This is a genomic window from Pseudomonas sp. O39, from assembly GCF_045447295.1.
Classification (GTDB): Bacteria; Pseudomonadota; Gammaproteobacteria; order Pseudomonadales; family Pseudomonadaceae; genus Aquipseudomonas; species Aquipseudomonas antarctica_A.
The window spans coordinates 107,590-122,474 of the sequence record NZ_JBJGXV010000001.1 but is presented as its reverse complement, the minus strand read 5'-3'; the positions used below and the strand labels follow the sequence as shown (position 1 = coordinate 122,474).

General features: G+C 59.4%; 9 protein-coding genes. 7 read left to right on the top strand and 2 right to left on the bottom strand.

What is annotated here, in order from left to right:
- Positions 1-162: 162 nt before the first annotated feature.
- Positions 163-1,053, top strand: coding sequence for an esterase/lipase family protein (locus tag ACI77D_RS00525; protein ID WP_407015868.1), 891 nt, complete (start codon positions 163-165; stop codon positions 1,051-1,053).
- A gap of 113 nt (positions 1,054-1,166) precedes the next feature.
- On the opposite strand, the gene ACI77D_RS00520 is transcribed toward ACI77D_RS00525, so the two are convergent.
- Positions 1,167-2,054: a DMT family transporter gene (locus ACI77D_RS00520; RefSeq protein ID WP_128591419.1), complete on the bottom strand. Its 888-nt coding sequence runs from the start codon at positions 2,052-2,054 to the stop codon at positions 1,167-1,169.
- A gap of 97 nt (positions 2,055-2,151) precedes the next feature.
- Here ACI77D_RS00520 and ACI77D_RS00515 point away from each other — a divergent pair, with 97 nt between their 5' ends.
- The 4 genes from ACI77D_RS00515 to ACI77D_RS00500 all read left to right on the top strand — a co-directional run bounded on the left by ACI77D_RS00515 (position 2,152) and on the right by ACI77D_RS00500 (position 5,146).
- On the top strand, positions 2,152-2,940 hold the full coding sequence (locus ACI77D_RS00515) for an AraC family transcriptional regulator (RefSeq protein WP_407015867.1): 789 nt from the start codon (positions 2,152-2,154) through the stop codon (positions 2,938-2,940).
- A 72-nt stretch (positions 2,941-3,012) separates the two neighbouring features.
- On the top strand, positions 3,013-3,312 hold the full coding sequence (locus tag ACI77D_RS00510) for a PsiF family protein (RefSeq protein ID WP_407015866.1): 300 nt from the start codon (positions 3,013-3,015) through the stop codon (positions 3,310-3,312).
- Between the two features lie 206 nt (positions 3,313-3,518).
- The gene (locus ACI77D_RS00505) at positions 3,519-4,532 is read left to right on the top strand and encodes an AI-2E family transporter (RefSeq protein ID WP_064450447.1); all 1,014 of its coding nucleotides are present in this window, start codon (positions 3,519-3,521) and stop codon (positions 4,530-4,532) included.
- A gap of 35 nt (positions 4,533-4,567) precedes the next feature.
- On the top strand, positions 4,568-5,146 hold the full coding sequence (locus tag ACI77D_RS00500; protein ID WP_064450448.1) for a hypothetical protein: 579 nt from the start codon (positions 4,568-4,570) through the stop codon (positions 5,144-5,146).
- A gap of 152 nt (positions 5,147-5,298) precedes the next feature.
- Here ACI77D_RS00500 and ACI77D_RS00495 read toward each other — a convergent pair whose 3' ends face one another.
- On the bottom strand, positions 5,299-6,567 hold the full coding sequence (locus ACI77D_RS00495; protein ID WP_064450449.1) for an Hsp70 family protein: 1,269 nt from the start codon (positions 6,565-6,567) through the stop codon (positions 5,299-5,301).
- A 238-nt stretch (positions 6,568-6,805) separates the two neighbouring features.
- On the opposite strand from ACI77D_RS00495, the gene ACI77D_RS00490 reads away from it, so the two are divergent.
- A complete protein-coding gene (locus ACI77D_RS00490) occupies positions 6,806-7,744 on the top strand; it encodes a DnaJ C-terminal domain-containing protein (RefSeq protein WP_064450450.1) in 939 nt (312 codons plus the stop codon).
- Between the two features lie 80 nt (positions 7,745-7,824).
- Positions 7,825-14,862: an NEL-type E3 ubiquitin ligase domain-containing protein gene (locus ACI77D_RS00485; protein WP_407015865.1), complete on the top strand. Its 7,038-nt coding sequence runs from the start codon at positions 7,825-7,827 to the stop codon at positions 14,860-14,862.
- Positions 14,863-14,885: the final 23 nt, after the last annotated feature.

Here is a 14,885-nt window from a genome sequence, read left to right as displayed (position 1 = left end):
GCTAATCCGGTTTTGCGCCACGCTCTGCCGGCGTGATCGCTCCAAGTTGTGAGTCTTGGGCGGGGCAAAAAGTTTTATTGGATTTGCCCGAACGTGTCATCTGCTCGTCGCCGGATTGGGTTAGCCTGCCTTCATCCTGACTTGATCAAGGACGTTCGCCTCATGTCGCAGTTGTTAGCCACGCGTTACCCTCTGGTGCTGGTGCCCGGCATGCTGGGCTTCGTACGCTTGGGGTTGTTCCCGTATTGGTACGGGATTGTCCCGGCGTTGCGGGCGGGTGGGGCGCAGGTGTTTCCCGTGCAGGTGGCGCCGCTGGATTCCAGCGAGGTGCGCGGTGAGCAGTTGCTGGCACAGATTGAGCGGATTCGCCGGGAAACAGGCGCCGACAAGGTCAACCTGCTCGGCCATAGCCAGGGCTCGCTGACGGCGCGTTACGCGGCGGCCAGGCGCCCTGAGTGGGTGGCTTCGGTGACGTCAGTGGCAGGGCCCAATCATGGCTCGGAATTGGCGGACTACTTCCAGCTCCATTACCCCGCAGACAGTTGGAAAGGCCGAGTCGTGAGCGCGGTGTTTCATTTAGTCGCAGGGATGATGAGCCTGCTGGAAACCGGCTATCGCGGGCCGCGCTTCAAGGCTGATCTAAAAGCCTCCCATCATTCCCTGACCAGCGAAGGCGTGGCCCTGTTCAACCGGCAATACCCTCAGGGCCTGCCCGATACGTGGGGCGGGCAGGGCGCCGAATTGGCCAACGGTGTGCGCTATTACTCATGGTCCGGCACCTTGCAGCCGGGCAAGACTGATCGCGGGCGCAACCTGCTGGACGGCACGAACCGCAGTTGCCGGCTGTTCGCCCGCAGTTTTGTGCGCGAAAAGGGCCAATGCGACGGTATGGTCGGGCGCTATAGCTCGCATCTGGGATGGGTGATTGGTGATGACTACCCCTTGGACCACTTCGATATCGTGAACCAGTCCTTCGGGCTGGTGGGCAAGGGCGCGGAGCCGATTCGGTTGTTTGTAGAGCATGCGAAAAGGCTGAAGGCTGCGGGGGTTTAGCAGGTTTACCGCGTTATCGTTCTTCGCGAGCAAGCCCGCTCCCACATTCGACCGAGTTTCACATTTGGAATGTGATCGAATGTGGGAGCGGGCTTGCTCGCGAAGGCGGCCTATCAGGCAACACTGACCTGACGGCGAACCGGCGTAGTCCAGCGCTCCGACAAAATCACCCCGCCCAACGTCAGCAAGCCACCCACCAAGTGATACATCGCCAGCTCTTCCTTCAACACCACCGCCGCAATCAACGCGGTAATCAGCGGCAGCAGGTTGAAAAACAGCGTGGTGCGGCTTGGCCCCAGGGTCTTCACCGAGTGCATCCACGCCAGCGGCGCGAGCATCGACGCCAGCAAGCAGGCGTACAACACCAGCGGAATATTCGCCCAGCCCAGGCCTGCTTTGGTGGAGAACAGGAACAGCGGAAACAGCACCACCACGGCCACCAGCACCTGCAAATACAGCAATACCAGCGGCGGCAGGCGCAGCTGCCATTTCTTCAGCAAAGTGCTGTAGACCGCGTAGGCCAGGGTGGCGATCAGCATCATGCCGTCGCCCAGGTTGACCCCGTGTTGCAGCAACGCGCCCAGGCTGCCGGCCGACACCACCACCACCACGCCGGCGAACGACAGTACTGCGCCGGTCAGTGCGCCAAAGGTCAGGCGCTGGCCGAGGCTGATGATGGCGGCGGTCAGCGCCATCAACGGCATCAGCGAGAGGATGATGCCCATGTTGGTGGCCGAGGTCAGGGTCGCGGCGTAGTAGGCCAGGCTTTGATACACGGCCATGCCGAGCACGCCGAGGATGAAGATCTTGCCCAGGTTCGGGCGAATCAGCGGCCAATGGGCAATCACCGGCTTGAGCATGAACGGGGTAAACAGCAGCGCTGCCAGCAACCAGCGGTAAAAGCCGATTTCAGCGGGGAAGATCGTGCCCACGGCCAATTTGTTGACCACGGTATTGCCGGCCCAGATAAAGATGGCCAGCAGGGGATACGCAAATTGCATCGAAAGAAACCAAGTGTGTTGATGAGGCAGGATTATCCCCTGTCTGGATCGAAGCCTATACTGCGATCCAGACAAACGACCTTTGTATCCAGACAATATGCCCAGACACACCGTACGCCTCGCGGATTTCCCGCGCCTGCCGAGCCCGGTCTACTTCCGTTACTCCGATTTCGCGCCTGATACCGAGTGCACGCCGCACCGGCACTTCTGGGGTTCGCTGGACTACTCGGCCAACGGCGTGATGCGCATGGAAGTGGCCGGCAGCCGCTTTATGTCGCCGCCGCAGTACGCAGTGTGGATCCCGCCGAACACCGAGCACAGCTCCTACAACGCCCAGGCCATTGTCTATCGCTCGGTGGGCCTTGCCCCGCAACTCTGCGAGCAACTGCCACAGGCGCCGTGCACCTTGGCAATCAGCGAGATTCTCAAGGCGATCCTTGGCGACTTTGCCCTGCGCGATGTCAACATCCCGCAAACCGAGGCGGATATCCGCCTGGCCCAAGTGCTGGTGGACCAACTCAAGCAAGCGCCGATTCACGATTGCTTTCTGCCCTACGCGCGCCACCCCGGGCTGCTCAGTGTGCTCGAAGGCATGCAGGCCGAGCCCGGCGACAATCGCCCATTGGGGCAATGGGCGGAGCAAGTGCATGTGAGCGAACGCACCCTGGCCCGGCAATTTGTGCGGGAGCTGGGCATGAGCTTCGGCGAATGGCGCCAGCGCCTGCGTTACCTCGCCGCCATCGAGGCCCTCGACAGCGAGCACAGTGTGCAGCATGTGGCCTTTGACTTGGGTTACAGCACTGCCTCGGCCTTCATCGCCATGTTCCAGCGCCACGCGGGCTGCACCCCGGAGCAGTACCGCCGGGCAAATATCCGTGGCCGGTGAAGATGTAACAGGCTTTGACTACACTGCTGCGTAGGCCGTGCCCTTCCGGCACGGTAACAGGGAGAAAACTCCATGAAGATGCTGCGTATTCCGTTGTTGATGATGGGCCTGCTGCTGTGTTCCCAAGGCTTCGCCGCTACCGCCCAGCAAAATAAAATGACCACCTGCAATGCTGAAGCCACTACCAAGACGCTCAAAGGCGATGACCGCAAGACGTTCATGAAGACCTGCCTGTCGGCGCCTGCCGCCAACGACGCCAAGACCCTGACCCCACAGCAGCAGAAAATGAAAGACTGCAATGCCACGGCGAAAACCAAGGCGTTGACCGGCGATGCGCGTAAGACCTTTATGAGCACTTGCCTCAAAGGCTGACCACGATTTCGCCAACGCTGGAGCTCAAATGTGGGAGCTGGCTTGCCTGCGATAGCATCACCTCGGTAGGCCAGGTAAACCCAGGCGCCTGCATCGCGGGCAAGCCCGGCTCCCACACTTGATCGCATTCACAACCTGGCCTCTCGCTTGATTCCCTCAAGGCTGGCAGACTGCCCATCCTTTAACGCCGTTCGTTTTGAGGCTGTATGCCAACGTTTTCTCAGCGTCACGTGTTATTGCTGGTCAGTTGCGTCATCATTTTCGGTGGGTTGCTGCTGGTTCTGCCGCTCAAGCTGCTGCCCAGCCTGCTGGCCGGCTTGCTGGTGTATGAGCTGGTCAATATGCTCACCCCGCAGTTGCAACGGCTGATCGAAGGCCGGCGCGCGCGTTGGCTGGCGGTGGCATTGCTCGGCACCTTGATCGTCAGCGTGCTGGCCCTGATTTTCGCCGGCGCCATCAGCTTCCTGCTCCACGAAGCGGAAAACCCTGGGGCTTCCCTCGATAAATTCATGGGCGTGGTCGACCGCGCGCGCGGCCAGTTGCCGCCGTTCCTCGACGCCTACCTGCCTGCCAGCGCCGCCGAGTTTCGCGTGGCCATCGGCGACTGGCTGAGCAAGCACCTGAGCGAGCTGCAACTGGTCGGCAAAGACGCCGCCCACATGTTCGTCACGCTGCTGATCGGCATGGTGCTCGGCGCCATCATCGCGCTGCAGCGCGTGCCCGACCTGACCAAGCGCAAGCCCCTGGCCGCCGCCTTGTTCGACCGCCTGCACCTGCTGGTCCAGGCGTTTCGCAACATCGTCTTCGCCCAGATCAAGATTGCCGCGCTCAACACCATGTTCACGGCGATTTTCCTCGCGGTGGTGCTGCCGTTGTGCGGGATTCACCTGCCGCTGACCAAAACCCTGATCGTGCTGACCTTCCTGCTCGGCCTGCTGCCGGTAATCGGCAACCTGATGTCCAATACACTGATCACCATCGTCGCGTTGTCGCTGTCGATCTGGGTGGCAGTGGCGGCGTTGGGGTATTTGATCGTGATTCACAAGGTCGAGTACTTCCTCAACGCGCGCATCGTGGGCGGGCAGATCAGTGCCAAATCGTGGGAATTGTTGCTGGCGATGCTGGTGTTTGAAGCCGCATTCGGTCTGCCGGGCGTGGTGGCAGGGCCGATTTATTATGCGTATTTGAAGAGTGAGCTGAAGCTCGGCGGGATGGTTTGACGCAATAACTTAAAGGGAATTAGGGGAGGTCCGCATTGAGCGAAAATATCTATGCTCCGCCAACGGCGGAGTTGACCGAGACGGTTAAGGCGTCTGCCGAGTTTTATGTCATTTCCAAAACCAAGCTGCTGGTGCTGAGCCTGCTCAGTTTCGGGCTGTACACCTACATTTGGTCGTATAAAAACTGGAGCTTGTACAAGAAGGCCAATCAGCTGGATATCTGGCCGTTGGCGCGGGCCATTTTCTTTATCTTCTTTATTCATCAGTTGTATCGCCGGGCCGATGATCGCATTGCCCGCAGCGGTCGAAAATTCGATTTTGACTTCGAGCAATGGGCGACGGTGTTCGTCGTGGTAACAGTAGGTGCCCGGCTTTTCGAAATGGCGGCTGGCCGGATCGATACCTGGTTAGCCTATAAACCCCTGGCGATCCTGGCGGTGCCTCTGTGTGCCTACATCCTTCAACAAGGCCAAGGCCTGATCAATTTTGCGGCAGGTGACCCAGAGGGGCAGAGCAACGCTCGCTTCAACTTGTGGAACTACCTGGTGATCGTGCTGGGCGCGGTCATGTGGTGCCTGACGTTGCTTGGCTTGTGGGCGATCTATCACCGCTAGGCTGTGTTCAGGTATTCACCGTTCAAAAAAGTGGGAGCGGGCTTGCTCGCGAAGGCGGTGGTTCAGTCGATACTTACTTCGACTGACACTCCGCTATCGCGAGCAAGCCCGCTCCCACATTTGATTTTCAGTGTTGGTGAGATTGGGGCAGGTCAGGAGCCGTAGCGCTTGCTCGCTTCAATCGCCAAACCACTGCCGATGCTGCCGAAGATATTCCCTTCCACGTGCCGCGCATTTGGCAACATCGCCGAAATACTGTGGCGCAGTGCCGGAATACCGCTGGAGCCCCCGGTGAAGAACACCGTGTCCACCTGCGCCACTTCTACCGACGCATCGGTCAGCAACTTAGTGACGCTGTTGCGCACGCGCTCCAGCAAGCCATCAATCGCGGACTCGAAGAGTGTGCGGCTCAGGTCCACGCTCAACCCGGGTTCAACCCGGTCCAGCAGCACGTGGCGGCTGTCTTCGTGGGTCAGCTGGATCTTGGTTTCTTCCACTTCCATTGCCAGCCAGTGCCCGGCGCGCTGTTCGATCAGCTTGAACAGGCGGTCGATGCCGCCGGTGTCTTCGATGTCGTAGCGCATGCTGCCCAGGGCCAGCTGGGATTTTTGCGAGTACACCGAGTTGATGGTGTGCCAGGTGGCCAGGTTCATGTGGTGGCTGGTCGGCATATAGGCACCGCTTTTCATGCGGCTGCCGTAGCCGAACAGCGGCATCATGCCGGCCAGCGAGAGTTGTTTGTCGAAGTCGGTACCGCCGATGTGCACGCCGCCGGTGGCGAGGATGTCGTCGTGGCGGTTGTCGTTGTGGCGGCGGTCCGGGGACAGGCGCACCAGCGAGAAGTCAGATGTACCACCGCCGATGTCGACGATCAGTACCAGCTCTTCTTTTTCGATGGTGGACTCGTAGTCGAAGGCCGCAGCGATTGGCTCATACTGGAACGAGATGTCCTTGAAGCCGATCTTGCGCGCTACATCCACCAGGGTATTTTCAGCTTCCTGGTCGGCCATCGGGTCGTCATCGACGAAGAACACCGGGCGGCCCAGCACCACTTCTTCGAACTCGCGGCCGGCGGTGGTTTCAGCGCGGCTTTTGAGCTGGCCGATAAACAGCGCCAGCAGGTCGGTGAAGGGCATGGCCGTGCCGAGCACGCTGGTGTCGTGCTTGATCAACTTGGAACCGAGCAGGCTCTTGAGCGAGCGCATCAGCCGGCCTTCGTAGTTTTCCAGGTATTCGTGCAGCGCAAGTCGACCGTACACCGGGCGGCGCTCCTCGAAGTTGAAGAACACCACCGACGGCAACGTGATCTTGTCGTCCTCCAGCGCGATAAGCGTCTCCTCGCCGGGGCGGATCCAGCCGACGGTGGAGTTGGACGTGCCAAAGTCGATGCCGCAGGCACGGGCTGGGGATGGGTTTTTCATGTCTATCGGGTTCCGGTTGCAAAACGGCCGCGCAGTGTATGCCAGTCGAAGGCGGATGCGTAGGCCAACCATCCGTTAAATCGTGCTTGAAAGTAAGGGATTCGCCCCCACATCTTATGCATACGGCTAGTGCCGATAACACTTTGACGCACCCCCGGGCCACAAGACTCAACAGGTGCAAAGCAGCGCACGTTGTGCCTCAGGTTGTGCGATCTCGATTAAGGATGGTGAACCGCCGATGGATTTCAAAGACTACTACAAGATACTGGGTGTCGAGCCGACGGCCGATGACAAGGAAATCAAGGCCGCCTATCGCAAGCTCGCACGCAAATATCACCCGGACGTGAGCAAGGAAAAAGACGCCGAAGAAAAATTCAAGGACGCGTCCGAAGCCTATGAAGCGCTTAAAAGCGCCGATAAGCGCGCCGAATACGACGAACTGCGCAAATACGGCCAGCATGGCCAGCCGTTCCAGGGCCCGCCGGGCTGGCAGAGCCGTGGCGGTTTTGGCGGTGGCCAGAACACCGAGGACTTTTCGGACTTTTTCAGCTCGATCTTTGGTAACCGCAGCGATGCTTTCGGTGGTGGCCAGCGCCGTCCAACCGGGCGCAAGGGCCAGGACGTGGAGATGCAACTGACGGTGCTCCTCGAAGAGACGCTGTCCACCGAGTCCAAGCAGATCAGCTTCCAGGTGCCGCAATACGACGCTTCGGGTCGTCACGTCAGTAACACCACCAAGAGCCTGAACGTGAAGATCCCCGCCGGTGTGGCCGACGGTGAGCGCATCCGCCTCAAAGGGCAGGGCGCACCGGGTATTGGCGGTGGCGCCAATGGCGATCTGTACCTGATCATCAAGTTTGCGTCGCACCCCAAGTTCGAGGTGGACGGTGAAAACCTGATCATCGACTTGCCCCTGGCGCCGTGGGAATTGGCATTGGGCGCGGAAGTGGCGGTGCCAACCCTCACCGGCAAGATCAACCTCAAGGTGCCGGCCGGCAGCCAGAACGGCCAGCGTATGCGCGCCAAGGGCCATGGCTTACTCAACAAAGCCGGGCAGCGCGGCTATCTGTTTGTGCAGCTCAAGGCCGTGATGCCCAAAAGCAGCGACGAGGAGGTCAAGGCGTTGTGGCAGGAACTGGCGCAGAAAGCGGCGTTCAATCCGCGCGAGCATTTTTGAGCCGCATAACTATCTAGGGCTTTTCAGGTAGGGCTATTCGATAGGTTGGTTTTTTCCCGCCCGTCATGGATAGCCCTACTATGTCAGAACAACCTGCCCCTACCGCCGAAGGCACCTTCAACGCTGATCTTCGGGGCGTTCACTATGACTTCCTCAAAGACCGTGTGCCCGGCTGGTTCAACCAAGGCTCTACTGCACGCCAGGAAGAACTCGCCCACCACGAACTGCAACTGCCTCGCTGGTACCTGACCGCCACGGCTCAGCAAAAGGCTGACCTGGCTGCCAGCCACACCCGTTATCGCGAAACCTTGAACCAGGTAGAGAACACCCTCGGTGATATCAAGGATGTGCTCGCCTTTGCCGAGCAGCCGCTTAAAGACGCACTCAAGCAACGCTTCAACCTGGATGTGGACGTCAAGAACGTCTATTTCGCGCGCAAGTATGGGTTCAAAAGTCGCGACGACCTGTTCGGTGCGTTTGTCTTCGACCAACAACGCGACTCGGAGCTGAACTATGTATACCGCGGTGTTTCCCTACTTGAGGCCGCCCTGGCCAATTTCGAGCGCGATGAAGAACGAGCCAGTACCTGCAACGATTGCCAGATCATAACCGCCTGGAGTTCGTATGACGGCGACGTTATCCCGACCTTCAGCGCGGTCAATTCCCAGGCCCTGCCCATCGCGCCCCATGAATTTGCCCAAGTGTGCCGCAGCCTGGACGTGGGCAATTTGTATCAGCAGCACATCAAGTCCATCGTCCAACCGGACGAGGCGACCCAGCGCACCGCACTGGAAACGCAGCTGCAAGAGCACCAGCGCCAATTGCTGGCGCTGAGCGCCGAGATGGCGGCTCACCAGACCGAGTGGGGCATTGGTGCTGATGCCTACCGCATGATCAAACAGGTCATCACCGACCCGGGCAGCGCCACACTCGATGGCAAGCCGGTGACGTTCGCCGCGCTGAAGGTGTTTGGCAGTGTGTTGGTGGGGCCGTTGCTGATCGGTCCAGCCCGTAAAGACAGTGACAGTGTCGAGCGCCTGGTGGTGTTCATCCCCAATGACCCCCAGCAGCCGCTGAAGGAGTATGCCTCCAGCGCCGAGTTCATGGCCGACCTCAGGACCCGCTTGCACAGCGCCTCGTACCGGCGCTTTTTCAGCCGATTTGTGCCCCAGCGCGAGCAGGGCCTCTTTTTTCAGCAATTTAATCTGTTGTACAAACCCGCCAACGGCAATGGCGCGGCCGGCGATTACCCGCTGGTATCCAGGCCGCCGAGGCTGCCCCTGGATGAGTTGGCAATCGGAGCCAACTTATGGGCGCAACTGCGCAAGGCACAGGTGCGCAAGATTTTGTCGGATGCCCGCGCCGTGGCCGTGCCCACCGGTGACGAAGACCGTAAGGCGCGCATGGAGCGGCTGTCGAGCTACCTGGACGCGGTGATCAGCGTGTTCAATCTCGGTGCTTTCGTGGTGCCGGGGCTGGGGCCGATCATGCTGGCGGTGGGTGCGGCGCAGATGTGCACTGAAGTGTATGAAGGCATTGAAGCCTACGAGCAAAGCGATCTGAAGACGATGTGGGCGCACTTTTCCAGCGTGGCCCTCAATGCGGCGATGTTGGGCACCGGGGCCAAGGTGTTGCCCGCCATCAAGCTGGCGAGCATGGTCGACAACCTCAAACCGGTCACGCTGCCCACCGGCAAGCAGGTGTTATGGAACCCGGATATGACGCCCTATAAGGTGCCGGTTAAATTGCCTCTAGACGCCGAGCCAGACGCCTTGGGTCTCTACTTGCACAACGGGCAAAAAGTGTTGCCCCATGAAGGTGACCACTATCAGGTCAGGCAGGAGCCCGACACCGGCCAGTACCGCATCCAGCACCCCAGCCGTCCCGGCGCGTATGAACCGCAATTGGCGCATAACCATGCCGGCGCCTGGAGCCATGAAGTCGAGGAACCACTGACCTGGGACAAGCCGACGTTGATGAGGCGTCTGGGGCTGGAACAGCGGGGGCTCGACAGCGAAAAGCTGGAGCAGGCCCGCGCCGCCAGCGGTGTCGAGGAGGACACCTTGCGCCAGACCTTTGTCGAGCATGAGCCGGTGCCTTTGCTGCTGGAGGATTCGATCCAGCACTTCAAGGCCCATCAGGCGCTGACGACCTTTGTCGAGCAAATGCATAGCAGCGACCCGGCGGTCTACGCCAAGGCTGATCCGGCGCTGCAACTGAACATGATGCGTCGTCGTGGGATGTTGCCGCAAAACCTCGGTCTTCGGGTGCTGGGCAGTGGTGCCAGAGTCATCTGGGAAACGGAGCCTTCGTCGTCCGCCACGCGGGTGGTGGTCCTCAACGAAGGCCAACTGGCGCGTGGCGAGTTGCTCAAAGAGGTGTTGAACACGTTGCAAGGCGTTGACCCGGCGCTCACCGACATCCCCGGAAATACCGAAGACTCACTGGATGTGCGGGCCGGCAAGCTGCGTCAGCACCTGGGCGACATGGTGGATATGTACAAAGGCCCGCTGGTGGAGGAACGCTACCGAGCGTTGACCGCATCGGTTGACCCCGATGTGCAGCGGCTGCTGGCGGACTATCCCGAGTTACCGACCTCGATGGCGGCGCACCTGCTCAAGAGCCTGAGTTCCGAGCAACTGCAAACCTGGCGCAGCACCGGGCTGCTGCCCGAAGCACAGACCGAACACGCGAAATGGTGTGAACAGGAAACACGGGTAGCCCGCGCTTACGAGGGGCTGCAGTTGGACACCCTGGCGAACCTCGACAGCCAGCGCCTGGCTTTGCGCACCCTGGAAACCTTGCCCGGATGGCGCCGGGGTACTCGGGTGGAGCTGCGTCAGTATTCGGCGCAGGGGCCGCTGCTTGATGCGATCGGTTCCCTGGATGCAACAGCCAGGACTCTGATACAGATGGATAACGGCTTGTTCCAGGCGACCCAGCCACGGGATTTCTTTGCTGCGACCTGGGACCTGTTGTCTGCCACTGAGCGCCAGGCCCTGGGGTTCACCGATGCGCTGCAAATGAAAGCCGCGATTGCGCAAGCGCCTCTGCCACGTGCGCGCCTGCGCACGGTGTTGCTGGAGCACCCGCTGCGCAAGCCGACCATTGATCCTGCACTGCGCTTGCTGGGCGGTGGCCGTGGGTTTCGACGGATGGTGGCCAGTGTTTTTGGTCCTTCAGAGGCTTCGGTAAAAGCCCGAGTCCTCAAGCTGTACCCTTCAATGGAGGAGGGTGAGGTCACTGCCTTTATCCAATCATTGGGTACGAATGTGCGGGGTGGGCTGACGCTTCGGGAAGCTGAGTTCAAAACGCTGGAGAGGGAATTGCAGGTTTGGGTTCAGGCGAATTCCCCGCAGTCCGCTGCGGGACCGGTGGACGCCCGAGCGTCTGGCATCGCCAGGCAGATCTTGAGCCACTGGCAGCGTACGGGTAAAGGCCCTCTGCGGTTGCTGATGGATGGTGTGATGGAGTTACCGGCACTGAGCGCCGACTTCAGCCATATCGAGAAACTTGAGCTCGTCGGAGTCAAGTGGTCGGGTAACGCGGATGTTTTCCTTGGGAAGTTCGTTCGCCTCAAAGAGTTGGTCGTCAGCCGTTGCAGGCTGACCGAGTTACCTGGCGCCATTGGTGAAATGAACAACCTGACCTCGTTGAACCTAACGTCCAACAACATTCGGTTGACCCCACACAGCGCCAGAGTGCTGAGTGGCCTCGGCAACCTTGAAGCGCTCTACCTCACCAATAACCCGTTGAGGATTGCGCCTGACTTCAGCGCTATGCCCCGGTTGAGAAGCCTGAACCTGAGGAATACGCAGCTGGATCGGTGGCCAACGGGATTGCAGGCCCGTGCGGGGATGGATTTTGTTGACCTGAGCCATAATCTTTTACGAGAAGTGCCCGAGGAACACCTCAATCCGGCAACTGAACAGCTCGCCGCGAGCGCCCGGCTCAATGGCGTCACCCTGCTTGAGGGCAACCGATTTCAGCCTGATTACTGGCAAAAATTTGATGGTTACTGGCAACGCTTGAATCAGGTCCGACCGGACCTGGTGAAAAGCGCCCGTGATGGCGCGTTTGACAGTGGCAACCCCAGGCTCGAAAAGCTACGACGCCTGTACCCGAACAAACGCATGCAAGACGCCAGGGAGTGGGTCTGGCGTTTGGGCGGCGGTGCCGACGCTGAACTGGCCAGACTCGAACAAGAGTTCAACACCCTGCAACAGCAGTTGAACGCCTGGGCGTTTTCGGGCGGCGGCGAACAGCAACGCTACGTTCGCGCGGGCCAACGACAAGCCAACGCGGCGGGCCTTGAGGATCGTCATCAGGCTCAGAAACGTATTCTTGCGTGCTGGCGTCGGGAAACCCCGCAAATGCTTGCCAATGACGGAACGCAGATAGGTTTGGAGCTGGACTTGAGTGGCCTGACGCTGCCAAGCCTGCCGGACCTGGACATTGATTTCAGCCATGTCGGCTCACTGAAATTGAGCAACATGGGCCTCAGTGCTTCGCCGGAAGGATTCCTGACACGCTACCGGCATCTGCGCTGGCTGGACCTGTCAAATAACCAACTCAGGGTGCTGCCACCGGCCCTGGGTGAAATGCACAACCTGACCCGTTTGTTTTTGAACAACAACCAGATCCGCCTGACGCAGCAAACGGCCGCGATCCTGTCCGGGCGAACCTCTCTCAGAGGCTTGAGGTTGAATCACAATCAGCTGGGCATCACGCCGGACTTCAGTCAGATAACGGATATGCGGTCCCTGGGCATGGCGAACTGCGGCATTACTACGTTTCCCACCGGCTTGATCAACCAGCCGGCGTTGGACCAGATACTGTTGAGCTACAACGATTTCACCAGCCTTCCAGAGTTCGTCATCGCACCCTCGGATGCGCAATTGGCCAACTCCGCGCGGGTCAATGGCGTGACGGATATATCCTTCAACCCTTTAACTGCGACCACTCAGGACCAGATTCGCGATTACGGTGTACGGCTTGAGCAAGCGGGGCTGTCGTCCGCTGCCAACCCCAATATTTTCGTCGCCTCTGCCCTGAATATCCGCGGTCGTGCGGTGATCGGCGCCAGGGCCCAAACGCGTTTTCAGCGATGGGCTACGGGGCTGTCCGAAGAGCAGGTTGCCGTGAAGGGGCGCCAATGGCATACGCTGCGTGAGCAGCCGAACGGGGATGGTTTTTTCGCAATGCTGGAGGGGCTGGATGATGCCGGCGCCGGCCACGAAGACCTTCAGCGGCGGGTGTGGGAGGTGATCGACAGCATCAGCGAACACACGCCCGAGTCCGAACAGTTGCGCGAACAAATGTTTGAGTGGGCGGGCAGACCGACGTGTTGCGACCGTGCGGGGTTGTCTTTCAGCAATGTGGAAATCATGGCGATGGTCTACCGGGCCCGCACGCAGGCCATGGACCTGAAACCAGGGGCTGCGTTGCTGAAGTTCGCCAGAGGCTTGTATTGCCTGGACGAACTTGAGGTCATCGCCTTGAGGGATATTGATCAACGCCGGAGGACCATTAACAGCAACGATAACTTAACGGCTGACCAGAAAGCCCAGCAGTTGGCGCGGCTGGAAGAGGTCGAGGTAAGACTCGCCTATCGCTACGGCCTTAAGGACCGACTCGACTTACCTGGGCAGCCTCAGCAAGTCCGGTTCGCCCAAATGGGGAATGTCACTTCACAAATGCTTGATGCGGCCTACGCAAAAGTCGTGGCGCTGAATAACTCCCCAGCAGCGTTTCAGGCCCTGTTGTCCCGCGATTTCTGGCAGGACTATGTGACTCAAAAGTACCGCGCGCAATTCGATGCGCAGAGCGAGCCCTATCAGCAGCAGTTGGCCGCGCTGCATGAGAGCCGCGTTGCCGAGGCGTTGTCAGAGACGGTCTATAAGGCCAAAGCCGATGACTTGCAGGCACAGCTGGCGATTAAGGAAAGCGCATTGATCGAGACACTGAGCCGACAGGAAATTGCGGATATTCTGTTGCCACAGGAAACCCTTGAAGTGCTGGTTGAGCCCAGCAAAAGCACATCGCGTGAGTTACAGCTTTCACAGGCACGCGCCATCGACTTCAATGGGAAACAGTATTTTGTCGCGAGCCTGCCCGATGCGGAGGGCGAGCACTACCTATTGTGGGTGCAGGCGCCGGATAACCCGTTTGCCCTGGTCAGTAGCGGGATCATCGCCAAACCGGATATCGCCGGGGTGTGGAAACGTCCACGTACGCCAGGAGGGATGAGGCCGGGTGGTTCCGAGGACAAGTTTGAAGACGCATCAGAGTCTACGCCGGGTGGTTCTGAGGATGAGTTTGAAGAGGCCCCAGAGTCTATGCCTGTGGTTCCCTACACGGCGGACGAGCTCAGTACCATGAGGCGTGAAGTTCATTTCACGGCCGCCCCCAATCCAGTCGGGAGTTATAACCGAGCGAATAACGGTAAGTACCCACTCAGGGATTATCAGGGCAGACCGATACGTATTCGAAAGCTGCAAAGACGCGTTGAACTGGTGGAGTCCGGTACTCAATACACCTCCGATCAAGTCAAACCTTACATCAAGTTTGAAGGGTATGAGGAGGTGGGGGCTCGTTATGAAGAGAAACTGCAGCGGCGTACGTTCACTGCGCAGGATATGAAGGTGCCCCAGGAACAATCGCTGATAGGACAGTCGATGGTGGTAGCCAACAAGCGTATCGCCAAAGGGGAGATCGTCGGCGTTTACGGCGGCACCGTCCTACCCTATGGATTTTTCGGCTCTGGAGGTCAAACCTACACCATGCTCGTCGGCACTCAATCGACCTTGGAGGGCGGTCGACTCGTCACGGAGCCGGTTCACTTGTCGGGGGACAACATCATCTCCAGAATAAACACCCACTTTGAGTATGACGCGAATGACAAACCAATCCGTCAGGCTGCAGGGGGATACAACGTAGAGTCCGTGGCCTTCCCCGTTGAGGCGGATATGTGGCTGGGAATGGGGCCTGCGGCAACAACAAAAACAAAGAGCTTTATGCTGAGTGCGGTATTTGCGACCGAAGATATTCCGGCGGGCGCCGAGCTGCGAATGGATTATGGGTACAGCGACTCGATAATAAAAAATATGTTCTCGTAAGGCTGTCGTGACTGCTGGCCGCT

Coding starts and splice junctions, on each gene's coding strand:
- ACI77D_RS00510 (WP_407015866.1), top strand. CDS start 3,013: ATGAAGATGCTGCGTATTCCGTTGTTGATGATGGGCCTGCTGCTGTGT.
- ACI77D_RS00495 (WP_064450449.1), bottom strand. CDS start 6,567: ATGAAAAACCCATCCCCAGCCCGTGCCTGCGGCATCGACTTTGGCACG.
- ACI77D_RS00515 (WP_407015867.1), top strand. CDS start 2,152: ATGCCCAGACACACCGTACGCCTCGCGGATTTCCCGCGCCTGCCGAGC.
- ACI77D_RS00525 (WP_407015868.1), top strand. CDS start 163: ATGTCGCAGTTGTTAGCCACGCGTTACCCTCTGGTGCTGGTGCCCGGC.
- ACI77D_RS00485 (WP_407015865.1), top strand. CDS start 7,825: ATGTCAGAACAACCTGCCCCTACCGCCGAAGGCACCTTCAACGCTGAT.
- ACI77D_RS00520 (WP_128591419.1), bottom strand. CDS start 2,054: ATGCAATTTGCGTATCCCCTGCTGGCCATCTTTATCTGGGCCGGCAAT.
- ACI77D_RS00505 (WP_064450447.1), top strand. CDS start 3,519: ATGCCAACGTTTTCTCAGCGTCACGTGTTATTGCTGGTCAGTTGCGTC.
- ACI77D_RS00490 (WP_064450450.1), top strand. CDS start 6,806: ATGGATTTCAAAGACTACTACAAGATACTGGGTGTCGAGCCGACGGCC.